The organism is Belnapia rosea (genome assembly GCF_900101615.1).
GTDB classification, from domain to species: domain Bacteria; phylum Pseudomonadota; class Alphaproteobacteria; order Acetobacterales; family Acetobacteraceae; genus Belnapia; species Belnapia rosea.
The window spans coordinates 929,652-951,538 of the sequence record NZ_FMZX01000001.1; the positions used below are offsets into that span (position 1 = coordinate 929,652).

The following is a 21,887-nucleotide window of genomic DNA, read 5'->3' on the forward strand; positions in this document are numbered from 1 at the left end:
TCCCGGCGCAGGATTCCCCCCGCTCTAGCCCGGCCCCGGGCCGGCCCTGCTGCCGCTGATGGTGCTCGACATCCGCGGCCTGGCAGTCACCTTCCGGACCGATCGCGGGCCGCTCCGCGCTGTCGATGACCTCTCCTTCTCGGTCGAGGCCGGCCGCACGCTGGCGGTGGTGGGCGAGAGCGGCTGCGGCAAGTCGGTCACGGCCCTGGCCATCATGGGGCTGCTGCCGCCCAATGCCCGGCTTTCCGGCTCCATCCGCCTGCACGGGCGGGAGATGTCGACCCTGAACCCGGCCGAATGGCGCCGCCGCCGCGGGCGGGAGCTGGCCATGGTTTTCCAGGAGCCGATGACCAGCCTCAACCCCGCCTTCACCGCGGGCGAGCAGGTGGCGGAGGTGCTCCGCCTGCATGAGCGGCTGGGCGAGCGCGCCGCCTTCGACCGCGCCGTCGCGCTGCTCGACCGGGTGCGCATCCCCGATGCCGCGCGGCGGGCCCGGCAATATCCGCATCAGCTCTCGGGCGGGATGCGGCAGCGGGTGATGATCGCCATGGCGCTGGCCTGCAAGCCGCGCCTGCTGATCGCCGACGAGCCGACCACGGCGCTCGACGTCACCGTGCAGGCGCAGATCCTCGCCCTGCTCGACGAGCTGAAGCGGGAGACCGGGACGGCGGTGGTGCTGATCACCCATGACCTCGGCATCGTCGCCGACCATGCCGACGACGTGGTGGTGATGTATGCCGGGCGGGCAGCCGAGCGCGCCCCGGCCGCGCGGCTCTTCGCCCGGCCGGAGCACCCCTATACGGTCGGGCTGCTCGGCGCCGCGCCGCGGATCGAGGGCGGGCCAGGGGGGCGGATGTCGCGGCTGGCGAGCATCGAGGGCACGGTGCCCGACCTGCTCCATCCGCCGGAGGGCTGCCGCTTCGCGCCGCGCTGCCCCTTCCACGGCACCGACTGCACCCGCCAGCCGCCGCTGGCCGAGATCGAGCCCGGCCATGCCACGGCCTGCTGGCGCGCCCCGCTCGACCAGGTCCTGGCGGCATGAACGAGCCCCTGCTCGAGCTGCGGGATCTCAGGAAGCATTTCCCGCTGCGCGATGCGCTCGGCCGGGCGCGCGGCGCGGTGCGGGCGGTGGATGGGGTCTCCCTCGCCGTCGCGCGCGGCACGGTGCTCGCCATCGTCGGCGAGAGCGGTTGCGGCAAGTCGACCCTCGGTCGCCTGGCGCTGCGGCTGATCGAGCCGGATGCGGGCAGCGTGCGCTTCGACGGCGAGGATCTGCGCGCCCTCTCCCCCGCCGCGCTGCGCGCCCGGCGGCGGGACATGCAGCTCATCTTCCAGGACCCCTTCGCCAGCCTCGACCCCCGCATGACGGTGGGCGCCGCCATCGCCGAGCCGCTGCGGCTGCACCGCATCGTGCCGCGCGGTGGCGAGGCCAGCCGCGTCGCCGAATTGCTGGAACGGGTCGGCCTGCGTCCCGAAAGCGCGCAGCGCTGGCCGCATGAGTTCAGCGGCGGGCAGCGGCAGCGCATCGCCATCGCCCGGGCGCTGGCCAGCGGGCCGCGGCTCGTCATCGGCGATGAGCCGATCAGCGCGCTCGACGTCTCGGTCCAGGCGCAGGTGGTGAACCTGCTGGCCGACCTGATCCGCGACCTGGGCCTGACCTTCGTCCTCATCAGCCATGACCTTGGCGTGGTGCGCCATATCGCCGACCGCGTGGCGGTGATGTATCTCGGCAGCATCGTCGAGGAGGGCGCGGCGGCCACGGTCTTCGCCGCGCCGCGCCACCCCTATACCCGGGCGCTGCTCGCCGCCGTGCCGGGACGGGGCATTAAGGCCCCGCCGATCGAGGGCGATGTGCCGAGCCCCATCGCACCGCCGGCCGGCTGCCGTTTCCACACCCGCTGCCCGCATGCCGAGGCCCTGTGCCGCGAGCAGCCGCCGATCCTGGCGGGCGGCGACCATCGCGCCGCCTGCCACCTGCAGGACCGCCTGCCGCCAGCGCCGCCCTTGCAGGAGGCCGAGCCGGGCGGTGACCGGCTGCGGCGGCTGCAGGCTTTCTTCCAACCCGCCGGGACCGAAGCATGATCCGCAGAACCCTCCTCGCCGCCCTGGCCTCCCTCGGACTCGCTGGCGCGGCGGAGGCGCAGACGCTCCGCATCGGCCTGCGGGAGGATCCGGACATCCTCGACCCTACGCTGGCCCGCACCTTCGTCGGCCGCATCGTCTTCGCCTCGCTCTGCGACAAGCTGTTCGACATCAACGAGCGGCTGGAGATCGTCCCGCAGCTCGCCACCGGCTATGCCTGGGAGGACCCGAAGACGCTGCGCATCACCCTGCGCGAGGGCGTGCGCTTCCATGACGGCGAGGCGATGGATGCCGAGGCGGTGCGCTATTCGCTCAACCGCCACCTGACGATGCAGGGCAGCTTCCGCCGCAGCGAGATCGGCACGATGGAGGCGGCGGAGGTGGTCGATCCGAGGACCATCCGCATCCGGCTGAAGGCGCCCTCCTCACCTTTCCTGTCGCAGCTCACCGACCGCGCCGGCATGATCGTCAGCCCGAAGGCCGCCGAGGCGGCCGGGCGCAATTTCGGCAATGCGCCGGTCTGTGCCGGTCCCTACCGGCTGGTCGAGCGGGTGGCGCAGGACCGCATCGTCGTGGAACGCTTCCCTGACTACTGGGATGCCGGGCGCGTCCACATCCCCCGCATCACCTTCCTGCCGATCCCCGACAACACGGTGCGGCTGGCCAACCTGCAATCCGGCGCGCTGGAGATGGTGCAGACCATCGAGCCGGACGACATCAAGACCGTGCAGCGGAACAGCCGCCTCAAGGTCGTCGCCTATGATGAGCTCGGCTACCAGAGCATCGTCCTCAACATCGGCAACGGGCCGCGCGCCAATACGGCCTTCGCCCGCGACCCGCGCATCCGCGCCGCCTTCGAGCTCGCTATCGACCGGCAGGCGATCAGCCAGGTGGTCTATGAGGGCGTCTATGCGCCGACCGCCCAGCCCATCCCGCCCGCCAGCCCCTTCCATGTGCCGGGCTTCGCGCCGGAGGGGCGCGACGTGGCGCGCGCCCGCGCCCTGCTGCGCGAGGCGGGCGTCACCGGGCCGGTGCCGGTCGAAATGACGGTGCCGAACAACCCCGACCTCCGCCAGGTGGGCGAGGTGATCCAGGCCATGGTGCAGGAGGCGGGCTTCGCGCTGAAGCTGAATGCGATGGAGTTCGCCAGCAGCCTGCAGGCGGCCAACCGGGGGGATTTCGAGACCTATCTGGTGGCCTGGTCGGGCCGCGTCGATCCGGATGGCAATACCTGGACCTTCATCCATAGCCAGGGCGGCCAGAATGACGGCAAGTATGCCAACCCGGAGGTGGACCGGCTGCTCGACGAGGCGCGGGTCGAGACCGATGCCGCCGCGCGGCGGGCGCTCTATGCCAAGGTCTTCGAGATATCGCTGCGGCAGGACCGCAGCCGCATCTATCTCTGGCACCGCAAGAACATCGTCGCCCATACCGCGCGGCTCTCGGGCTTCCTGCCCATCGCCGACGGGTTGATCCGCCCGCAGGGACTGCGACTGAACTAGCATGCTGGCCTGGTTCCTCCGCCGGCTGGGGCAGATCGTCCCTACCCTGCTGATCCTCTCGGTGATGATCTTCGGCCTGCAGCAGCTGATGCCGGGCGACCCGGCGCTGACCCTCGCCGGGGAGGAGCGTGGCGACCCGCAGGTGCTGGCGCAGATCCGTGCCGAGCTGCGCCTCGACCGCCCATTGCCGGAGCAGTACCTGCACTGGGTCGCCCGCGCGGTGCAGGGCGATTTCGGCTTTTCCTGGCGCATCCGGGAGCCGGTGGCGAAGCTCATCCTGGAGAAGCTGCCGGTGACCTTCCAGCTCGCGGTCATGGCCTTCCTGATCGCGTTGGTCATCGGCATCCCGGCCGGGGTCATCTCGGCGGTGCGGCGCGACCGGCCGGTGGACTGGCTGGCGAACGGGTTGGCGCTCTTCGGCATCTCGATGCCGAATTTCTGGCTCGGCATCATGATGATCCTGCTGTTCAGCGTGCAGCTCGGCTGGCTGCCGCCCTCCGGCTATGTGCCGCTCACCGAGGATCCGGTGCAGAGTCTCGCCACCACCATCATGCCGGCCTTCGTGCTCGGCTCCGGCATCGCCGGTGTGCTGATGCGGCATACCCGCGCCGCCATGCTTGGCGCCCTGTCCCAGGATTACGTCCGCACGGCGCGGGCCAAGGGGCTCGACGAGCGTGTCGTGGTGGGGCGGCATGCGCTGCGCAACGCGCTGATCCCGGTGGTGACGCTCGGCACCATCGAGTTCGGGCGCCTGCTGGCCGGCGCGGTGCTGACCGAGCAGATCTTCACCATTCCCGGCTTCGGCAAGCTGATCGTCGATGCCGTCTTCAACCGCGACTATCCGGTGGTGCAGGGCGTGGTGATGGCGACGGCGCTGATCTTCGTCACCCTCTCGCTGATCGCCGACATCCTCTACATGGCCGTCAACCCGCGGCTGCGCAGCGCATGAGCGGCGCATCGGATAGTCCGGGCCGCCGGGCGCTGCGCCGCTTCCTTCGCCACCGCCTCGCGGTCTTCGGCCTCGTCGTCGTGGCGCTCTTCCTGCTGGCGGCGATCCTCGCGCCCTGGATCGCCCCGGCCGACCCGCTGCAGACCTCCTGGACAGCGATCCGCAAGCCGCCCTCGCTGGAGCATCTGTTCGGCACGGACGAGAACGGCCGCGACGTGCTCTCCCGCGTGCTCTACGGCGCGCGGGCCTCGATGGCGGCGGGGGTGATCTCGGTCTCGGTCGCGCTGCTGATCGGGGTGCCGATCGGCGTGCTCGCCGGGCTTGCCGGCGGCTGGGTGGATGCGGTCATCGCCCGCATCGCCGATGCCATGCTCTCGGTGCCCTTCCTGATCCTCGCCATCGCGCTGGCCGCCTTTCTCGGCCCGGCGCTCGAGAATGCGATGCTGGCGATCGCCGTCACCGCCTCGCCCATCTTCGTCCGCCTCGCGCGCGGCATGGCGCTGGAGGCGCGGGCCACGGATTGGGTGGAGGCCGCGCGGGCACTGGGCAACCCGCCCTGGCGGCTCGGCCTCGTGCATGTGCTGCCGAACATCATCCCGCCGCTGCTGGTGCAGGCGACGCTCTCCATCGCCGAGGCCATCATCGCCGAGGCCTCGCTGAGCTTCCTCGGCCTCGGCCAGCAGCCGCCGGCGCCCTCCTGGGGCAGCATGCTGAACAGCGCCCAGCGCTTCCTGACCCAGGCGCCCTGGCTGGCGGTCTTCCCGGGCCTGGCGATCTTCCTCGTGGTGCTGGCCTTCAACCTGATGGGCGACGGGCTGCGCGATGCGCTCGACCCGCGGGGCGAGCGGCGCTGACGGGCTGTCAGGCCTCGCGCCGCGGGGCCGGACGCCGCGTCGCCAGGATCCCGGGCAGCGCCAGCCCGGCGAGGCCGAGCGCCACCGCCAGCAGCATCCCGGCGCCGATCTCCCGGTAGGCGAACACCCCGAGGAGGCCGCCGAGCAGGAAGGCGAGCACCGTCGGCAGGTGCAGCCCAAGCTTCTCCAGGTTGACCGCCGCCTCCGCCCGCCGCCGCCGGCGCAGCGCGATGTCGAGCAGGTTGCCGAGCTCGATGCCGATATCGGTGACCATGCCGGTCACATGCGTCGTCCGGATGCGGGCATTCGAGATGCGGGTGACCACCGCATTCTGCAGCCCCATCAACGCGCTCATCCCGAGCACGAAGCCCAGCCCGCCCCAGAGCTGCGGCGCCCAGGCATCGGCCGCGGCCAGGCCGCAGAGCAGGACCGCCTCGGCCATGATGCTGAGCGCATGGATGCCGGCGAGGCCGCGGCGCTGGCCCTCATTCGCCAGCAGGGTGGAGGCGGCTGCCCCGGCGACGAAGCTGGCGACGAGGCCGAGGCAGATCATCGCCCCGGTCCAGTCCCCGAGGGCCAACCGGTCGGCGAGGGTCGAGACCGCGCCGGTCATATGGGAGGAATAGATACCGATCTTGTAGAAGCCTACGGTGTTCAGCGCCCCCGCCACCAGGGCGAGGGTGCAGGCAAGGTTGCGGTCGGCCTGGAGGTTCCTGGCATCGCCTTGCCGGACAAGCATGCACGCCCCAGGGGAATGTTGCGGTCGCGCCTATCCTAGAAGAATGCGATGCCCGCGCTACCCTGCCGCATAGACCGCCCGTTCGAAGGCGGCGAAGAGCGCGAGCGCCTGCGGGTCGGCGAAGGGCAGGCTCTGGGTCAGCAGCACCCCGGCCCGGTCATGCACCGGATCGATCCAGTAATAGCTGTTCGCCAGCCCGGCCCAGGCCATGCTCCCGGCCGCGCGGCCACCTTCGGGATGCGCCTCCTCATTCAGCATGAAGGCGAGGCTCCAGCGCTTCGGCTGGCCAGGGAAGAACTCGGCATGATGGGAGGCACCCGGCACGACGCTCGTCATCGGCCCGACCAGCAGGTCACCCATCTGGTTGCGGCCGAGCGCCTCCACCGTCTCCGGCGCCAGGATGCGCGCGCCGTCCAGCGTGCCGCCATTCAGGACCATGCGGCAGAAGCGCAGGTAGTCGGGAGCCGTGCCATAGAGCCCGCCGCCGCCCATCTCGAATTCCGGCTCCTGCGGGACCTCGAAGGTGATTGGCGAGAGGCGGCCATCGGCGCCGCGGACATGCATGGCGGAGAGCCTGGAGCGCTGCGCCGCGCCGAGACGGAAATGGGTGTCCTCCATGCCAAGCGGGCCGGTGATGCGATCTCGGATCACGCTGCCCAGGCTTTGGCCGGTGACGGCCTCGACCACCAGCCCCGCCCAGTCGATGCCGATGCCGTAATTCCAGGCGGTGCCCGGATCGGCCACCAGGGGCAATGCGAGGGCCTTGCGCTGGCAGGTCCCGACCCGTGGCAGGCCGGCCAGCTTCGCATAGCGGCCAAGATCGGCATGCCAGGTCTCATAGGCAAAGCCGCCCGTATGGGTCAGCAGCTGGCGCAGGGTGATCGCCCCGCGCGCCGGACGCAGGATCGGCTCGCCCGCGGTGGTGAAGCCCTCCAGGACCTGCGGCGCGGCGAGTTCCGGCAGGATGGTGCCGATCGGGGCATCGAGCGCGAGGCGCCCCTCCTCGACGAGCTGCAACGCCGCCACGCTGGTCAGCGCCTTGGTCATCGAGGCGATCCAGCCGACCGTATCGGGCGTCATCGGCGTGCTGCCGCCTGCGGCGCGCAGTCCGGCCGCGCCCTCATAGAGGGTGCCGCCGGCCTGTCCGGCAACCGCGGCAACGCCGGCGACAGCCCCACTCCCCACCGCGGCCCGCAGCAGCGCATCGATGCCTTGCATCCGTCCCTCCCCGATGCCGGCAGCCTAAAGCACATCCCGGACCGATGATATCAGGCCGAAGATGTGGGGCGCCTGGCGAGGCGGGCCGTCAGGCCTGGCGAGCTGGAGTCAGCGAGGCTGCTCCGGGTCGGCCTGCTCCATCTCCTCGGAGGTCGGGCAGACCGTGGTCTGGCCGCCGCGGGCATAGTATTCCGCGACCATCCGGGCCGCCTCGTCATCGGAGGGCCGGCCCCCCGCCAACTCGCTGCGCGCCCGCTGCTCGGCGATACGGAAACGCTGCCGCTGCTGCTCGGCGCGGCGCGAGGCGGCCGAGCGCGCCTTCTCCGAAGGGACGATCTCGGGAGTTTCGGAAGGGTCATCCTGCATGCGGGCACCCTACTGGTCATGCGGGGCTGCGGCCAGCGGCCACCCGTCACGTGACCGTCAGCACCTCCGTACGGATGCGCGAGCGCGATCAAGGCAATGTGAGTTGCCATCACGGAACGGATATCTCCACTGCGTGGTGTGGATTTCACTTCAGCCGAGCCGATCCCCAGCCAGGCGCGTGCGACCAGGCGCCGGCAGCTGGCCGGCGGGTCGCTTCGGCTGCTGCTGCCCGCGGTGGTCCTGCTGCCGCTGGCGATGAATGCGGCCGCCGCCTACCTTTCCTGGCGCCAGACCTGGGCCGAGGCCGCAGCGGAGATGACCCGCACCGCGGAGGCCGCAGCCGAGTATGCACGCCGGGTCTTCGACGGCATGATGCTGCGGATCGACCGGGCAGACGACATCCTCGCCGGGCTCGACGACGACACGATCCGCCGGCGCGAGCCGGAATTGCACGAGGCGCTGGGCCGCGCCTCGACCACCTCGCTCGGTATGGGCCATCGCCCGCCCTATATCTTCGTCTTCGACCGGGACGCCTTTCCGCTCGTCTCGGGCAATCTCTACCCGGTGCCGCGTGGCCGGGCCTTCACCCATCGCGAGTTCAACCAGGCCCTGCGCGGGGACGATGCGCCGGGCCTTCACATCAGCCCCGTCTATATCGGCAGCGTGAACGGGCAACCCTTCTTCTCGGTGACCCGCCGCCGCGTGCGAACCGGCAACGGCTTGCCGACCGGGGCCTATGACGGCGTCATCAATGCCTCGGTCAATGTTAATGAGGCCAATGCCGGTCTGCGCCGCCTGGCCGGGCCGCAGCCCTCCGATCTGCTCGCCCTGATCCGGGAGGATGGCCTGTTCCTGGCCCGCTCGGCCGGCCCGCCTGTCACCGACCTCCGTCTCCGTGACGACGACACGATGCTGGCGGCGATGCAGCGCGGCGAGATCCGCGCCTTGCGTCACCTTCGCTCCGGCGGAGACGACACCAGGCGCCTTGGCGCCTTCCGCCGCGTCGATGGCTATCCGGTCTTCGCCACCGCGGCCCGTGACGAGGAAGCGGTCATCGCCCAGTGGCGCCGGACAGTGGCGGGGCAGCTGGCGGTGGGGCTGCCGGCGACACTGGCGCTGCTCGGTCTCAGCTTTCTCGTGCTGCGCCGCAACCGGGACCTGGCGACGAGCCATGCGGAGCTGGAGGCGCGGGTGGCGCAACGCACAGCGGCCCTGGCCGAGAGCGAGGCCCGGCTGCGCCTGGCACAGGAGGCGGGCGGCGTCGGCCTCTGGGACTGGGACATCCGTACCGGACATGTCTTCTGGTCGGACCGGTATTTCCGCGTGATGGGCCTCGATCCCAACCATGTCAGGCCGTCCTACGAATCCTTCCTCGCCGCGATCGACCCGCAGGACCGGGCGCAGGTGCAGGCCAATCTCGAGGCAGCGCGCGCCAACCCGGATGCCTACACCTACCGGGAGGAATTCCGGCTGCCGCAGCCGGACGGCTCGTCGCGGTGGATCCTGGAGCAGGGCGAGTTCCTCCGCGCGCCCCTCACCGGCGAGGCACTGCGCCTCGTCGGCGTCTGCCTCGACGTGACGGAACGCCGCCGCTCGGAGGAGCGCCTGCGGCTTCTCGCGCGAGAGGTCGATCACCGGGCCAAGAACGCGCTGGCGGTGGTTCAGGCCGCGGTGCGGCTGGCGCCGAAAGAGGATGCGGCAGGCTTCACGCGGGCCATCGAAGGCCGCGTCATGTCGCTGGCCCGCGTCCATAACCTGCTCGCGGAGGGGCGCTGGGCGGGGGCTGACCTGCGCGAACTGGCCGCAAGCGAGTTATCCGCCTTCATCCTCGCGGCCGGCGACTCCGAGGCGACGGCACCTCGGGTGGAGGCGCAGGGGCCGGCGGTTCAGGTCGGACCGGCGGTGGCCCAGGCTGTTTGCATGGTGCTGCATGAACTGGCGACGAATGCCGTCAAATACGGCGCGCTCTCGGCGGCGGGTGGCCTCGTCCGCCTGTCCTGGGAGGTCGCGCAGGGCGACCTCCGGCTGCGCTGGGCCGAAACGGGCGGACCACCGATCACCGCGCCGCCGCAGCGGCGGGGATTTGGCTCGCGCGTGCTCACGGGCACGATCCAAAGCCAGCTCGGCGGAACCGTCCACCAGGATTGGGACCCGACCGGACTTGTCTGCCGCATCTCGATCCCGCTGTCCCGGCTGACGCAGGGCTGAGGCCCGGCGGCCTCATCGCCCCATCTGGGCGCGCGCCTCCGCCAGAGCGGCCAGGCAAGCCTGCTCCTCGCCACGCCCACCCAGCTCTCGGGCCTGGCTGAGCTTGGCCTTGGCCTGGATCGCCCCGTCTCCGCCCGCGCCTGCATCCGCGGCGCGCTGCGTGTCGCGCGCCTCGCGGCCGGGGCTCTGGAAGGGCCCGCTCGGCGGGGCGGGCTGGTTGCCGGGCGGTGGCTGCACCGCCTGGCTTTCCCGCGCCGCGGCGACGCCCTGGCCGCCGGAGGAGGCGGAGGCGGCAGCACCGACCGTGCCGGTGACCTGGCGGTCCAGCGCCTCCACCTGATCGGTGCAGGGCGAGGCGAGGGCCTGGCCCGCCATGGGGACCGCCAGGGCCAGGCCGAGGAGGAGCGCCCTCATGTGGTCAGCTGGTCCCGGATCGGCAGCTGCCGGATCCGCTTGCCGGAGGCGGCGAAGACGGCATTGGCGATGGCGGGCGCGACGGGCGGCAGGCCCGGCTCGCCGACACCGCCGAGCGGCTGGCCGTAATCGGCCGAAGGCAGCAGATGCACCCTGATCTCCCTTGGCGCCGTGTCGATGCGGGTCAGCTCATAGGCGTCGAAATTGTTCTGCTGGACCCGGCCGTCCTTGAAGGTCACCTCGGCCGAGGTGGCGAGGCCGACGCCCATCACCACGGCGCCCTCCATCTGCGAGCGGATGCGCTCCGGATTCACCTGCGGGCCGCAATCGATGGCGATGTCGACACGCGGGAAGCTGAGGGCACCGCGGTCATCGACCTTCACCTCCACCGCCACGGCGACATAGGAGACGAAGCTGTAATGCCCGGCGATGCCGAGGCCGCTGCCGGCGGGCATCGCCCTGCCCCAGCCGATGCCCTGCGCCGCCGTCTCGACCACCCGCCGCAACCGGCCGGTATCGATCGGGTAGCGCTGCGGGTCCTCGCCATGGTTCCAGGCATCGCCGAGGCTGGTCGGGTCGACGACGCGGGGCGGGCCGATGAGCTCCAGCAGGTAGTCCTTCGGATCGCGCCCCGCCGCATGGGCGAGCTCGGCGACGAAGGACTGGATGGCGAAGGCGTGCGGAATGTTGGAGACGGAGCGGAACCAGCCGATCCGCGCATGCGCCACCGCTTCCGGATTCTCGATCCGGATGTTCGGGATCGGGAAGGGCGTGTTGACGAGGCCCATGCCGAGCTCGAGCGGCAGCTCATGCTTCGGGTCGGGGGCGAAGATGGAGCCGATGGTCGGCGCCGCGCTGCGATGCAGCCAGGCCACCGGCTTGCCGCCCGCATCCAGCCCGGCCTCGATCCGTTCGACCGACACCGTGTGGTAGTAGCCGTGATGCAGGTCGTCCTCGCGGGTCCAGGTCAGCTTGACCGGGGCGCCGTCCATGGCCTGGCTGCAGAGCCCCGCCTCCAGCACGTAGTCCGGCTTCGACTTCCGGCCGAAGCCCCCGCCGAGCAGGGTCACATGGACGGTGACCTTCTCCTCGGGGATCTTCAACCGCTCCGCCAGCCTGGTGCGCGTCGCCTGTGGCGCCTGGGTGCAGGCCCATGCCTCGCACTGCCCATTGGCGATGCGGACGAGCGCCGCCGGCGGCTCGAGCGGTGTCTGGGCGAGGTGCGGGATGTAGTACTCCGCCTCGACGCGCTTCGCCGCGCTGCCCATCGCCTGGTCGACATCGCCGGCATTGCGCACGACCTTGGCCGGCTGCCGCACCGCCGCCTCCAGCCCGGCACGGTAGGTATCGGAGGAATAGGCGGCATGCGGACCGTCATCCCAGGTGATCTTCAGCCGGTCCCGTCCCTGCATCGCCGCCCAGCTGTTGCGGGCGATGACCGCGATGCCGCCGAGCGGCTGGAATTCCGACGGGATGGCCGGCGGGTCGATCGCCACGACCTTCACCACGCCGGGCACCTTCATCGCCTCGGCCGCGTCGAAGGAGGTGACCTTGCCGCCGAAGACCGGCGGACGCGCGACCACGGCGTGGAGCATGCCCTCGATCCGGGCATCGATGCCGTAGATGGCGCGGCCGGTGGTGATGTCGCGGTTGTCGAGCAGCCCAACGGTGTCGCGGCCGATGAGGCGGAAATTGGCGGGATCCTTCAGCCGCAGCGTCGCCCGGTCCGGCACCGGCAGCTCGGCCGCCGCCTTGGCCAGCTCGCCGAAGCCGAGCGAGCGGCCGCTTGGCTTGTGCTGCACGGCGTGGTTCGACGCCTGCACCTCGCCGACCGGCACGCCCCACTGCTTCGCCGCCGCCTGTTCCAGCATGGTGCGGGCGGCGGCACCGACATGGCGCATGGGCGTGAAGAAATGCCGCAGGCTGCGGGAGCCATCGGTGTCCTGGTTGCCGAAGCGGCCCTCATCGCCGGGTGCCTGGGTCACGCGGATCTTGGCCCAGTCCGCCTCCAGCTCCTCGGCGACGACCATCGGGATCGAGGTACGCACCCCCTGCCCCATCTCCTGCCGATGGCAGGTGACGGTGACGATGCCGTCCTCGGCGATGGCGACGAAGAGCTTCGGGTCGTCGCGCCAGCCATTCGGCATGCCGTCGGCGCCGAAGGCCTTCGGCTGCGCCTGCGCGCGCGGCAGGCCGAGGCCGAGCACCAGGCCGCCCGCGGCGATGCCGCCCAGGAGGCCGCGCCGGCTGAGATTGGCGATCATGGCTGGCCTCCCTTGGCGGCCTGCTTGATGGCGGCGCGGATGCGCGGGTAGGTCCCGCAGCGGCAGAGATTGCCGCTCATGGCGGTGTCGATGTCGTCGTCGCTCGGGTTGGGGATGTCCTTCAGCAGCGAGGCGGCCTGCATGATCTGCCCGGTCTGGCAATAGCCGCATTGCGCGACATTCAGCGCCCTCCAGGCGACCTGCACCGGGTGCTCGCCATCCGGCGAGAGGCCCTCGATGGTGGTGACCTTGGCGCCCTCGATGGCGGAGACCGGTGTCTGGCAGGCGCGCACCGCAGTGCCGTCGACATGCACGGTGCAGGCACCGCAGAGCGCCTGGCCGCAGCCGAATTTCGTGCCTGTCAGCCCGAGCTCGTCGCGCAGGAACCAAAGCAGGGGCATGTCGGGGTCGCCCTCGAAACGGCGCTCCGTACCGTTCACGATCAGTGTGGTCATGGCTGGGTCCTCTCGCGGCCGGCATAGGGATCAAACCATGACGGCTGAATTGGTCGCGGTGCCGATCTCGCGAGAAGCCATTCGGTGCTCTGGCCTGGATCTTGCTGCCGATCCCGTCAACGGCGTGCCGGCGCGCGCGCCTGCCTCGATCGGGAGCAGAGTGGGATGCAGATCACCAGACGGCAGGGCGGTGCGCTCGCCATGGCCAGCCTGCTGGCGGCGCGTGGGGTGCGGGCGGCGACGCCGGGCGTCCTTGTCCGCTCCGACAGCCCGCCGGCCAATCTCGATCCGCACCAGCTCTTCGACGTGCCGATGATGGGCTATGCGCTGAACGCCTATGACGGGCTCTATCGCTACGAGAACAACCCGCCCGAGTTGCAGCCCTGGCTGGCCGAGGGGCACACCGCCTCGGCGGACGGGCTGGAGTGGGAGTTTCGCCTGCGGCCGGAGGTCCGCTTCCATGATGGCGCGCCGCTGACCGCGGAGGATGTCGTCTACAGCTTCCGCCGCGTGCTCGCCCTCGGCAAGGCGCCGGCCAGCGCCTTCCTCGGCATCCTCAAGCCCGAGAACGTCACCGCGCCCGACGCGCGGACGGTGCGCTTCCGGCTGGAGCGGGCCTATGGCCCCTTCCTCGCCGCCATCCCGATCGTCGCCATCGTCAACAGCAGGCTCGTGCGGGCCAATGAGAAGGATGGCGACCACGGCGCCGCCTGGCTCGCGGGCAACGAGGCGGGCTCGGGCGCCTATGCCTTCGTCCCCGGCTCCCTGACGACGCTCGAGCGCCTCGACATGGCCCGCTTCGAGGGGCATTTCCTCGGCTGGTCCGACAATCCGAGCCCGGTGCCGCGCATCGCCGTGCGCGCGGCGAAGGAGACCTCGACCGGCGTGCTCGGCCTGCTGAACGGCTCCATCGACTGGACCGACAGCTACCTGCCGACCGACCAGGTGGAGCAGATCCAGGGCAGCCGCGTGGCGCAGGTGGCGAAGGACGTCTCCATGCGGACCTTCATCATCCGCATGAACAATGCCCGCGCGCCCTTCACCAGCCTCAACCTGCGCAAGGCCATGGCGCATGCCTTCAACTATGACGGCTTCATCCAGGAGATCCTGAAGGGCTACGCGGACCGCAATGCCGGCCCGATCCCCAACCAGCTCTGGGGTGCGCCCAAGGATGCGCCGGGCTATGCCTATGACCTGGACAAGGCGCGGCACTTCCTGAAGCTGGCCCAGGCGGAGGGCTTCAACCCGCGCCAGCAGATCCGCATCCATATCCAGTCGCAGCTCGAGCAGACCAACCAGGCGGCGCAGCTCTTCCAGAGCGACCTGCAATCCATCGGCGTGAACCTGCGCATCGTCGCCGATACCTGGGCGAACATCGTCTCCGCCACGGCGAAGCCCGAGACCTCGCCGGATATGTGGATCCACTGGGTCAGCACCTATTTCGTCGACCCGGAGAACTGGGTCGGCCAGATGTATGACAGCCGCTTCCACGGCACCTGGAAGGCCTCCTCCTTCTACAGGAACGAGAAGGTGGATGCGCTGCTGCAGCGGGCGCGCGGCCTCGTCGCCCAGGCCGAGCGCGCGCCGCTCTACGAGGAGGCGACGCGGCAGGTCATGGCCGATTGCGCCGATATCTGGGTCTACAACACCGTCGAGCTGCGCGGCCTCGCGCGCCGCCTCTCCGGCTACCGCTTCTGCCCGGCGGGCGGCGGGGCCGAGATGCGCTGGCTCCAGATGAAGGGCTGAGATGGCGGGCTTCATCGCACGGCGGGTGCTGCTGGTCCTGCCCTCGCTCCTCGGCCTGCTGGTCGTCACCTTCCTGCTGATCCGCACCGTGCCGGCCGACCCGGCCGTGGCGCTGGCCGGCGACAATGCGACGCCGGAGCAGATCGAGGCGATCCGCCGGCAATATGGGCTGGACCAGCCCCTGCTGGTGCAATTCGGCCGCTACCTCGCCGGCGTTGCCCGCCTCGATTTCGGCGCGAGCCAGTTCTCCGGCCGGCCCGTCGCGGCGGATATCGCCCAGCGCCTCCCGGCGACGCTGGAGCTGACCTTCGCTGCCCTGCTGATCGGCGCCGGGCTCGGCATCCCGCTCGGCGTGGTGGCGGCGATGAACCACAATCGCTGGCCGGATTTCCTGCTGCGCATCCTCTCGGTGGGCGGCATCGCCATCGCCGCCTTCTGGCTGGCGATCATGCTGCAACTGCTCTTCGCCATGCAGCTTGGCTGGCTGCCGCTGCGTGGCCAGCTCAGCGTCGGGCTGACGCCGCCCGGCGGGCCGACAGGCTTCCTGCTGCTCGACAGCCTGCTGCATGGCCGCCTCGACATCCTCGGGGATGCGCTGCGCCACCTCGTGCTGCCGGCCGTGACGCTCTCGGTCGGCGGGCTGGCAACCATCGCGCGCTTCACCCGCGCCGGCGTGCTCGACACGCTGCAGAAGGATTTCGTGCTCTATGAGCGGGCGGTGGGCTTCCCGCGCCGGCGCATGGTCTGGATCTACGTGCTGCGCAATTCGGTGGTGGCCACGGTCTCGCAGATCGGCCTGCTCTTCGGCAGCCTGATCGCCGGCGCGGTGGTGGTGGAGGCGATCTATGACTGGCCCGGCATCGGCAGCTATACCGTGCAGGCCATCCTCACCGCCGATGCCAAGGTGATGCTGGCCGTCACCCTCCTCGTCGGCGTCATCTACGCGGCGGTCAACATCCTCACCGACCTCGCCCTCGCCCTGATCGACCCGCGCATCCGGGAGGGCCGCTGATGCTGGTGCTGCGCAAATTCCTCCGTGACATCCCGGCCGTGATCGGCGCGGTGATCATCCTGTTCGTCGTCATCCTCGCCCTGTTCGGCCCCTGGATCGCGCCCTATCCGGAGGATGCCAGCGCCTCCCACCTGCTGCGCCGGCTGAAGCCGCCGAGCGCCGCCTATCCCTTCGGCACCGATAATCTCGGCCGCGACATCCTCTCCCGCGTCATCCTCGGCGCGCGTGGCGCGCTGAAGGTGGCGCTGGTGGTGGTCGGGCTGGCGATGGCGATCGGCGTGCCGCTCGGCCTCCTCGCCGGCTATGAGCGAGGCGTGCTTGCCGAGGCGATCATGCGGGTGACGGATGTCTTCCTCGCCCTGCCGCAGCTCATCCTGGCGCTTGCGCTGGCACAGCTGCTCGGGCCCTCGGTCGAGAGCGCGATGCTGGCCCTTACCCTCACCTACTGGCCCTTCTTCACCCGCATCGTCCATGCCGAGACGCAGCGGCTGCGCAATGCCCTCTTCATCGATGCGTTGCAGGGCATCGGCGCCGGCACGCCGCGCATCCTGCTGCTGCATATCCTGCCGAATATCCTCTCGCCGATCATCGTGCGGGCGACGATCGGCCTCGGCTTCACCATCCTCGTCGCCGCGGTGCTCGGCTTCCTCGGCATGGGGGCGACACCGCCCGACCCGGATTGGGGCCTCGCCGTGGCGCAGAGCCGGACCTACCTGCCGAATGCCTGGTGGTTCGCGACCTTTCCCGGCCTCGCCATCCTCATCGCGGTGCTCGGCTTCAACCTGCTGGGCGATGGCTTGCGCGACCTGGTCGACCCGCGCCTCCGGCGGTCGCGCTAAATGACGGTCCCGGCCCTTGCCATCACCGGCCTTCGCGTCGGCATCCGCAGCGATGAGGGCATGGCCCGCATCCTCGACCATATTGCCTTCAGCATCGCGCCCGGCTGCATCCTCGGCGTGGTCGGCGAGTCCGGCTGCGGCAAGTCGACCCTGATCCGCACCATCCTCGGCATCCTGCCGCCGGCGGCCGAGATCGTCGCCGGCAGCATCCTGTTCGAGGGCGAGGACCTCCGCGCCTTCTCGGAGGCGGAGCTGAACCGGGCGGTGCGCGGCAGCCGCATCGGCTTCGTCCCGCAGGACCCCTACCTGGCGCTCAATCCGCTCTTCACCATCGGCGCGCAGCTGCTGGAGGTGATGCGCTGGCATGCGCCGGGCGAGCGCCGCAGCCATAGCACGCGGCTGGTCGAGCTGCTGCGCCGGGTGCAGCTGCCGGACCCGGAGGCTGCGCTCGCGCGCTACCCGCACCAATTCTCCGGGGGCCAGCGGCAGCGGCTGCTGATCGCGGCGGCGCTCGCCTGCTCGCCGCGCCTCGTCATCGCCGATGAGCCGACCACGGCGCTCGACGTCACGACGCAGCAGCAGATCCTGCGCCTGCTGCGCGAGCTGGTGGACGAGCTCGGCATCGCCATGCTCTTCGTCACCCACGACCTCGGCGTGGTGGCCGAGCTCTGCGACGAGGTGTCGGTCATCTATGCCGGGCAGACGGTCGAATCAGGGCCGACCGCGGCGATGCTGGACCGCCCGCTGCACCCCTATACGCGCGCCCTGCTCGCCTGCCACCCCGACCGCAGCGAGGGCTTCACCGGCATCCCCGGCGCCGTCCCCTCCCCGCTGCGGGCGCCGCCCGGCTGCCGCTTCGCCCCGCGCTGCGCCGGGGCCCGCCCGGCCTGCACGGGCCGCAGCCCGGCACCGCAATGGCCGGAGCCGGGCCGCAGCGTCGATTGCATCCTGTACGAGGCCAAGGCCGCCGCATGACGCCCATCCTCGAGGTGCAGGATCTCTCCGTCTCGCTCGGCGGCCGGCGGCGCTGGCTTGGGCGCTCCATCCCACCGGTGCAGGCGGTGCGCGGCGTCAGCCTCGCCGTCGCGCCCGGCGAGGTGCTCGGCATCGTCGGCGAGTCGGGTTGCGGCAAGACGACCCTCGGCCGCACCATCCTCGGCCTGCAGCGTGAGAGCGGCGGGGAGATCCTGCTGGATGGCAAGCGCGTCAGCGGCCTCGCCCCGCAGGCTGCACGGCGCGTCCGCAATTCCATCCACTATGTCCACCAGGATGCCGGGGCGGCGCTCGACCCCTGGTGGAGCATCGGCCGTACGCTGGAGGAGGCGCTGGCTATCCAGGGGATCGGCGACCGGCCGGCCCGGGTGGCGGAGGTGCTGGCCGCGGTCGGCCTCGATGCCGGAGCCGCGCGGCGCTATCCGCACGAGCTTTCGGGCGGGCAGCTGCGCCGGGTGGCGCTGGCGCGCATCCTGGCATTGCGGCCGCGCGTGGTCATCCTCGACGAGCCGACCTCGGGCCTCGACATGTCGGTGCAGGCGATGGTGCTGACGCTCCTGCGGGATCTGCGGGTGCGCTACGGGCTGACCTATCTCTTCATCTCGCACGACCTCTCGGTGGTGCGCCGCTTCTGCGACCGCGTCGCCATCATGTATCTCGGCCGCGTGGTGGAGCTGGCGCCCACTGCCGAGGTCTTCGCCGCGCCGCGCCACCCCTATACGCGCAGCCTGCTGGAGGCAGCCCCGCGCCTCACCGGCCGCCGCGCCGCCGAGGCGGCCCCGCTAGCCGGGGAGCCGCCGAGCGCCGCCCGGCTGCCGCCCGGCTGCGCCTTCGCCCCGCGCTGCGCCCGGAGCAGCGCGGCCTGCCGGGCGGAGGACCCCGCCCTCGCCCTGCGGGATGGTGCCGAGGTCGCCTGCCACCACCCGCTGGAGCGGGCGATGGCCTGACGCCTTGCTCAGACCTGCTCGATGGTCTTGAGCACGCGGCGGGCGATCGCCATGCGGTGCACCTCGGTCGGGCCCTCATAGACGCGGGAGACGCGGACCTGCTGGGCGAGGAGCTGCAGGGGCATCTCCTTGGTCATGCCCATGGCGCCGAGCGTCTGCATCGCCTGGTCCACCACCTCCTGCGCCATCTCGGTGGCGAAGACCTTGATCATCGAGGCCTCGGTGCGGACATCCTGCCCGGCATCGAGGCGTGCGGCGCCGTCCCGCACCATCAGGCGGCAGGCATGGATGCGCGTCGCCGCATCGGCGATCCACCACTGGATGGCCTGGCGGTCGGCCAGGCGCTGGCCGAAGGTGGTGCGCTGCAGCGCATGCTCGCCCATCATCCGCAGCGCCCGGCGCGCGATGCCGACGCAGCGCGCGCCGATCTGCAGCCGGCGGACATTGAGGCGGAGCTGCATGGGCGCATAGCCACGGCCGACCTCGCCGAGCACCTGGCTGTCGGGCACCCGCAGATCCTCGAAGACCAGCTCATAGGTCCGCCTGCCGCCGATCATCGGGATCTCGCGCTCGACGATGAAGCCGGGCGTGCCCTTGTCGACGAGGAAGGCCGTCACGCCCTCCTGCCGCTTGCCCTCGCCGGTGCGCGCCATGACGATGGTGAAGTCGGCCGAGCCCATGCGGCTCACCCAGATCTTGCGGCCGTTGATGACCCAGCCGCCATCCTCCTTCACCGCCCGCGTGGTCATCCCTGCCGGGTCGCCGCCGGCGCCGGGCTCGGAGATGGCGATGCCGGATTTGAGGCGCCCATCGGCATAGGGGCGGAGGTAGCGCTCGCGCTGATCCTCATTCGCCACCTGGAGCATCATGTGCAGGTTCGGGCTGTCCGGCGGGAAGGCGAAGGGGACGACCGTCCGCGCCACCTCCTCCTCCGCCACCATCAAGGCAACGGCGGAGAGGTTGGCGCCGCCGAGATCCTCTGGCACGTCGAGGCCCCAGAGGCCGAGCTCGCGGCACCTGGCCAGAAGCGGCGCCTCCTCCTCCGCCGTGAGGGTGTAGCGGCCACCCTCGCTCTCGCGCCGCAGCACGGCGGGCTCGAGCGGCATCAGCTCGCGGTCGACGAATTTCGCCACCAGCTCCTGCAGCATCTGCAGCTCGTCGGTGCTGGTCTGGGTGTGGGTCCGGGGCGGGGTGATGTCCATGGTCGGATTCCTTCTCGGTCAGCCGAGGCGCACCAGGCCATCGACGGCCACGGCACCGCCCTCGGCCTCGGCGCGGATGATGAGCGGGTTGATCTCCGCCTCCTGCACCGCCGGCAGGGCGGCGAGGCGGGAGAGTGCCTCCACCGCCCGGGCCAGGGCGGCGAGGTCGCCGCGCGGCAGGTTGCGCCAGCCGGCCAGCGGCTTCAGCTCGGCCAGCTCCGCCACCATCTCCCCGGCCTCGGCCGCCGAGACGGGGGCGAGGCGGAGGGTGAAGCTGCGGCGCAGCTCGGCCAGCACGCCACCCATGCCGAGCACCACGACGGGCCCGACCTCCGGGTCGCGGCGGAAGCCGAGGATGACCTCGGCGAGGCCTCGCTGCATCGGCGCGGCCAGCGCGCCGCGGATGCGCGCCGCCGGGAACTGGCTGCGGGCGCGGTCGAGCAGCTCGCCGGCGGCGGCGCGCACCGCTGCCTCGCCCTGCAGCCCGAGGCGCACCAGCCCGGCATCGGTCTTGTGGGCGATGTCGGGGGAGAGGATCTTCACCGCAAAGCTGCCCTCGCCACGGAAGTCGCCGGGCGATTGCAGCAATTGCAGCGCCGGCACCTCGATGCCGAGCGCGGCGAAGAGGGCGCAGGACTCCGCCTCGTCCAGCACGCCAGCCGCGCGGGCGGCGAGCAGGCCATGCGCCGCCGCGAGCGCCGCATCCGGCACCGCCGGGCGTGGGCGCGGCGCCTGCCAAGTGAGGTAGGCATGCAGCGCATCGGCGCAGGTCTCCGGCGTGCGGAAGCCGGCGATGCCCGCGGCATCCAGATGCGCCAGCGCCCCGTCCGCCTGCGGCGCGCAGAAGACGGCCAGCGGCTTCGTGGCCTGGCCGGCGCCGAGGATGAACTCATCCACATGGCTCTCGGGCTTCAGCCGTGCGGTACTGCCGAGCACCGCCAGCACCGCGTCGCAATGCTCCGAGGCGAGCAGCGCCCGTAGCACCGCCGGGTACTGGCCCTTGGTGCCGCCCATGGGCAGGTCGATCAGCGGCGAGTCGGAGACCGGGATGCCCTGCGCGCCGAGCGCAGCGCGCAGCGCCTCGGGCGGCGGCGGCACCTCGTCGCCCAGCAGGCCGAGGCGGTCGACGATCATCCCCGCCCCGCCACCGGTGCCGGTCAGCGCCGCGGCCCGGCGCCGCCCGCCCGTGCCGGGGCGGTGGCCAACCACCAGCCGCGGCAGCTCCACCAGCCCCTCCAGCGTCTCGACGCGGAGGATGCCGTGGCTGCGGAAGAAGGCGGCCGCCAGCTCATCGCCGCCCACCATCGCGCCGGTATGGGAGACGGCGATGCGGCGGCCCAGCTCCGACCGGCCGAGCTTGTAGGCGATGACCGGCTTGCCGAGCGCATGGGCACGCGCGGCGGCGCGGGCCAGCGCCTCGGAATCGCGGAAGGTCTCGAGGAAGAGCAGGATCGCCCGCGTCGCCTCGTCCTCGGCCAGGATCTCGGCGATCTCGCCGACGCCGAGGTCGCATTCATTGCCGACCGAGGCGAGCTTGGCGAAGCCGAGGCCGCGGGCGGCGCAGCGCGAGAGCAGCGCCCCCATCATGCTGCCGCTCTGCGACACCATGCTGAGCCAGCCGGGCACCAGCGGCTCCGCCTCCACCGCCGCGTTGAGGGTGATGGGGATGCCGTCGGTCACGTTCAGCAGGCCGAGGCAGTTGGGCCCGACCAGGCGCAGCCCGCCCTCCCGCGCGGTGGCGACGATGCGCTCCTGCAGGCGGCGGCCCTCCTCGCCGATCTCGGCGAAGCCGGCACTGTAGATGGTGGCGACCCCGATGCCGGCGGCGACGCAATCCTCGATCGCGCCCGGCACGGCGGCGGCCGGCACCATGATCAGCGCATGGTCCACCGGGCCCGGCGCCTCCCGCACCGAGGGGTAGGCCGGCAGGCCGCCGATCTCGCTGCGGGTCGGGTTGATCGGGATGATGCGGCCGGCATAGCCCGCCTTGGTGAGGATGCGCTGGGCGCGGGAATTCGTCTTCGCCTGGTCCGGCGTCGCGCCGATCAGGGCGATGGAGCGCGGATGGAACAGCGTCTGGGAGAGCGGGGCGGGCAT

General features: G+C 71.4%; 19 protein-coding genes. 11 read left to right on the forward strand and 8 right to left on the reverse strand.

The features are described from left to right. The first annotated feature begins 58 nt into the window (after window positions 1-58). The 5 genes from BLR02_RS04470 to BLR02_RS04490 are packed head-to-tail and all read left to right on the forward strand — an operon-like array spanning window position 59 to window position 5,387. Window positions 59-1,042, forward strand: a complete 984-nt coding sequence (locus tag BLR02_RS04470) for an ABC transporter ATP-binding protein (RefSeq protein ID WP_090660812.1) — start codon at window positions 59-61, stop codon at window positions 1,040-1,042. Then, window positions 1,039-2,082, forward strand: a complete 1,044-nt coding sequence (locus tag BLR02_RS04475; RefSeq protein WP_090660815.1) for an ABC transporter ATP-binding protein — start codon at window positions 1,039-1,041, stop codon at window positions 2,080-2,082. Before BLR02_RS04470 ends, BLR02_RS04475 begins: the two co-directional genes overlap by 4 nt. Continuing rightward, a complete protein-coding gene (locus tag BLR02_RS04480) occupies window positions 2,079-3,584 on the forward strand; it encodes an ABC transporter substrate-binding protein (protein ID WP_176849371.1) in 1,506 nt (501 codons plus the stop codon). Before BLR02_RS04475 ends, BLR02_RS04480 begins: the two co-directional genes overlap by 4 nt. Window position 3,585: 1 nt before the next feature. After that, entirely contained in the window at window positions 3,586-4,533 is a 948-nt protein-coding gene (locus BLR02_RS04485; protein WP_090660818.1) for an ABC transporter permease, read from the forward strand. Next, complete coding sequence (locus BLR02_RS04490; protein WP_090660821.1) at window positions 4,530-5,387, forward strand: ABC transporter permease; 858 nt, start codon at window positions 4,530-4,532, stop codon at window positions 5,385-5,387. Before BLR02_RS04485 ends, BLR02_RS04490 begins: the two co-directional genes overlap by 4 nt. Before the next feature lie 7 nt (window positions 5,388-5,394). On the opposite strand, the gene BLR02_RS04495 is transcribed toward BLR02_RS04490, so the two are convergent. From BLR02_RS04495 to BLR02_RS04505, 3 genes are all read right to left on the reverse strand, one after another. Further along, a complete protein-coding gene (locus tag BLR02_RS04495; protein WP_090562474.1) occupies window positions 5,395-6,126 on the reverse strand; it encodes a YoaK family protein in 732 nt (243 codons plus the stop codon). 57 nt (window positions 6,127-6,183) lie between these two features. Then, a complete protein-coding gene (locus tag BLR02_RS04500; protein ID WP_090660824.1) occupies window positions 6,184-7,344 on the reverse strand; it encodes a serine hydrolase domain-containing protein in 1,161 nt (386 codons plus the stop codon). Window positions 7,345-7,452: 108 nt separating this feature from the next. Next, window positions 7,453-7,710, reverse strand: coding sequence for a hypothetical protein (locus BLR02_RS04505; RefSeq protein WP_090562468.1), 258 nt, complete (start codon window positions 7,708-7,710; stop codon window positions 7,453-7,455). A 138-nt stretch (window positions 7,711-7,848) separates the two neighbouring features. Here BLR02_RS04505 and BLR02_RS04510 point away from each other — a divergent pair, with 138 nt between their 5' ends. Further along, complete coding sequence (locus tag BLR02_RS04510; RefSeq protein WP_090660827.1) at window positions 7,849-9,918, forward strand: sensor histidine kinase; 2,070 nt, start codon at window positions 7,849-7,851, stop codon at window positions 9,916-9,918. A gap of 12 nt (window positions 9,919-9,930) precedes the next feature. Here BLR02_RS04510 and BLR02_RS04515 read toward each other — a convergent pair whose 3' ends face one another. Genes BLR02_RS04515 through BLR02_RS04525 form a run of 3 tightly spaced genes read right to left on the reverse strand, consistent with a single transcriptional unit; the run spans window position 9,931 to window position 13,051 of the window. After that, window positions 9,931-10,332, reverse strand: a complete 402-nt coding sequence (locus BLR02_RS04515; RefSeq protein WP_090562462.1) for a hypothetical protein — start codon at window positions 10,330-10,332, stop codon at window positions 9,931-9,933. After that, on the reverse strand, window positions 10,329-12,596 hold the full coding sequence (locus BLR02_RS04520) for a xanthine dehydrogenase family protein molybdopterin-binding subunit (protein ID WP_090660830.1): 2,268 nt from the start codon (window positions 12,594-12,596) through the stop codon (window positions 10,329-10,331). Before BLR02_RS04520 ends, BLR02_RS04515 begins: the two co-directional genes overlap by 4 nt. After that, window positions 12,593-13,051: a (2Fe-2S)-binding protein gene (locus BLR02_RS04525; RefSeq protein WP_090562458.1), complete on the reverse strand. Its 459-nt coding sequence runs from the start codon at window positions 13,049-13,051 to the stop codon at window positions 12,593-12,595. The genes BLR02_RS04520 and BLR02_RS04525 overlap by 4 nt, the downstream gene beginning before the upstream one ends. A 165-nt stretch (window positions 13,052-13,216) precedes the next feature. On the opposite strand from BLR02_RS04525, the gene BLR02_RS04530 reads away from it, so the two are divergent. From BLR02_RS04530 to BLR02_RS04550, 5 genes are read left to right on the forward strand one after another with little or no spacing between them, the layout of a single operon-like run. Continuing rightward, window positions 13,217-14,797 (forward strand): ABC transporter substrate-binding protein, encoded by a 1,581-nt coding sequence (locus tag BLR02_RS04530; RefSeq protein WP_090660833.1) that lies wholly within the window; start codon window positions 13,217-13,219, stop codon window positions 14,795-14,797. Between the two features lies 1 nt (window position 14,798). Next, entirely contained in the window at window positions 14,799-15,809 is a 1,011-nt protein-coding gene (locus BLR02_RS04535) for an ABC transporter permease (protein WP_090660836.1), read from the forward strand. After that, complete coding sequence (locus tag BLR02_RS04540) at window positions 15,809-16,648, forward strand: ABC transporter permease (RefSeq protein ID WP_090660838.1); 840 nt, start codon at window positions 15,809-15,811, stop codon at window positions 16,646-16,648. Before BLR02_RS04535 ends, BLR02_RS04540 begins: the two co-directional genes overlap by 1 nt. Further along, entirely contained in the window at window positions 16,649-17,623 is a 975-nt protein-coding gene (locus BLR02_RS04545; protein ID WP_090660841.1) for an ABC transporter ATP-binding protein, read from the forward strand. Next, complete coding sequence (locus BLR02_RS04550) at window positions 17,620-18,588, forward strand: oligopeptide/dipeptide ABC transporter ATP-binding protein (protein WP_090660843.1); 969 nt, start codon at window positions 17,620-17,622, stop codon at window positions 18,586-18,588. The genes BLR02_RS04545 and BLR02_RS04550 overlap by 4 nt, the downstream gene beginning before the upstream one ends. Before the next feature lie 8 nt (window positions 18,589-18,596). On the opposite strand, the gene BLR02_RS04555 is transcribed toward BLR02_RS04550, so the two are convergent. Then, entirely contained in the window at window positions 18,597-19,790 is a 1,194-nt protein-coding gene (locus BLR02_RS04555) for an acyl-CoA dehydrogenase family protein (protein WP_090660846.1), read from the reverse strand. A gap of 18 nt (window positions 19,791-19,808) precedes the next feature. Then, window positions 19,809-21,887: an acetate--CoA ligase family protein gene (locus BLR02_RS04560; protein ID WP_090660849.1), complete on the reverse strand. Its 2,079-nt coding sequence runs from the start codon at window positions 21,885-21,887 to the stop codon at window positions 19,809-19,811.

Bases quoted from the DNA above. Each gene is read 5' to 3' on its own strand.
- BLR02_RS04470 (WP_090660812.1), top strand. From the start codon at position 59: ATGGTGCTCGACATCCGCGGCCTGGCAGTCACCTTCCGGACCGATCGC.
- BLR02_RS04475 (WP_090660815.1), top strand. From the start codon at position 1,039: ATGAACGAGCCCCTGCTCGAGCTGCGGGATCTCAGGAAGCATTTCCCG.
- BLR02_RS04480 (WP_176849371.1), top strand. From the start codon at position 2,079: ATGATCCGCAGAACCCTCCTCGCCGCCCTGGCCTCCCTCGGACTCGCT.
- BLR02_RS04485 (WP_090660818.1), top strand. From the start codon at position 3,586: ATGCTGGCCTGGTTCCTCCGCCGGCTGGGGCAGATCGTCCCTACCCTG.
- BLR02_RS04490 (WP_090660821.1), top strand. From the start codon at position 4,530: ATGAGCGGCGCATCGGATAGTCCGGGCCGCCGGGCGCTGCGCCGCTTC.
- BLR02_RS04495 (WP_090562474.1), bottom strand. From the start codon at position 6,126: ATGCTTGTCCGGCAAGGCGATGCCAGGAACCTCCAGGCCGACCGCAAC.
- BLR02_RS04500 (WP_090660824.1), bottom strand. From the start codon at position 7,344: ATGCAAGGCATCGATGCGCTGCTGCGGGCCGCGGTGGGGAGTGGGGCT.
- BLR02_RS04505 (WP_090562468.1), bottom strand. From the start codon at position 7,710: ATGCAGGATGACCCTTCCGAAACTCCCGAGATCGTCCCTTCGGAGAAG.
- BLR02_RS04515 (WP_090562462.1), bottom strand. From the start codon at position 10,332: ATGAGGGCGCTCCTCCTCGGCCTGGCCCTGGCGGTCCCCATGGCGGGC.
- BLR02_RS04520 (WP_090660830.1), bottom strand. From the start codon at position 12,596: ATGATCGCCAATCTCAGCCGGCGCGGCCTCCTGGGCGGCATCGCCGCG.
- BLR02_RS04525 (WP_090562458.1), bottom strand. From the start codon at position 13,051: ATGACCACACTGATCGTGAACGGTACGGAGCGCCGTTTCGAGGGCGAC.
- BLR02_RS04530 (WP_090660833.1), top strand. From the start codon at position 13,217: ATGCAGATCACCAGACGGCAGGGCGGTGCGCTCGCCATGGCCAGCCTG.
- BLR02_RS04535 (WP_090660836.1), top strand. From the start codon at position 14,799: ATGGCGGGCTTCATCGCACGGCGGGTGCTGCTGGTCCTGCCCTCGCTC.
- BLR02_RS04540 (WP_090660838.1), top strand. From the start codon at position 15,809: ATGCTGGTGCTGCGCAAATTCCTCCGTGACATCCCGGCCGTGATCGGC.
- BLR02_RS04545 (WP_090660841.1), top strand. From the start codon at position 16,649: ATGACGGTCCCGGCCCTTGCCATCACCGGCCTTCGCGTCGGCATCCGC.
- BLR02_RS04550 (WP_090660843.1), top strand. From the start codon at position 17,620: ATGACGCCCATCCTCGAGGTGCAGGATCTCTCCGTCTCGCTCGGCGGC.
- BLR02_RS04555 (WP_090660846.1), bottom strand. From the start codon at position 19,790: ATGGACATCACCCCGCCCCGGACCCACACCCAGACCAGCACCGACGAG.
- BLR02_RS04560 (WP_090660849.1), bottom strand. From the start codon at position 21,887: ATGCCCGCCCCGCTCTCCCAGACGCTGTTCCATCCGCGCTCCATCGCC.